The sequence below is a fragment of the Neisseria sp. P0021.S007 genome (genome assembly GCF_051956855.1).
In genome coordinates this window covers 1-679 of sequence record NZ_JBQCXA010000554.1, presented here as the reverse complement: position 1 = coordinate 679, position 679 = coordinate 1, and the positions used below count along the sequence as shown (strand labels likewise).

Annotated in this window: 1 protein-coding gene; it reads right to left on the bottom strand. The window is 45.1% G+C overall.

Going from position 1 to position 679, the window contains the following annotated elements; genetic code table 11:
- Positions 1-363: 363 nt before the first annotated feature.
- A partial coding sequence (locus ACTHUR_RS14575; RefSeq protein ID WP_440399299.1) for an MBL fold metallo-hydrolase occupies positions 364-679 on the bottom strand: 316 nt, incomplete at its 5' end.

The window sequence follows — 679 nt, the reverse complement described above, 5'->3', positions numbered from 1 at the left end:
TCTTAAAGATGTACCCGACGGTTTGACAAACAGAACATTGGCACATTCCGGCAGGGCATTACGCCTCATCTCCGTTGTATCCGCCTGAATCGGCAGAACCGTTCAGACGGCCTGACTGACATTTATTGTCACTTTGTAACAATTTCACTTCGAGTAAGGCTTGGGGTTTAGAGATGTCCGGTTTTCGATAAATCAGGTTGTATTGCGTAATACCTTGTTATCTTTGTGCTTTAGTTCTTTTTGGCATTTGCCGGAGATTAGGTACTTAATCTTTCGGGTGTTATCCCTGCAAATTGTATGCCAGTTTTCTTTTATACGCATAATCTGAGTATGCCAAAATGTTGGCTTTATACAACATTCATATTAACGAACCAGAAACGGATTGTACCTTTTCTCATGCCCGATACTGGTCATACGGCCGTGTCCGGCTATAACTTGCGTGGTTTCGGGCAGGGTTAATAGTTTAGCGCAGATATTGTTTATGAGGTCATCATGATTGCCGCGTGGAAAATCTGTGCGACCGACAGTCTCATAAAATAAAACATCGCCTGCGACTAAAAGTTCATTTTCGGCGTTGTAAAAAACGACTTGGCCGGGAGTGTGGCCGGGAATGTGGAGGACTTGGAAGCTGTGATTGCCGACCTTGAGCGCTTCTCCTTCTTCCAACCAGCGTGTCGGC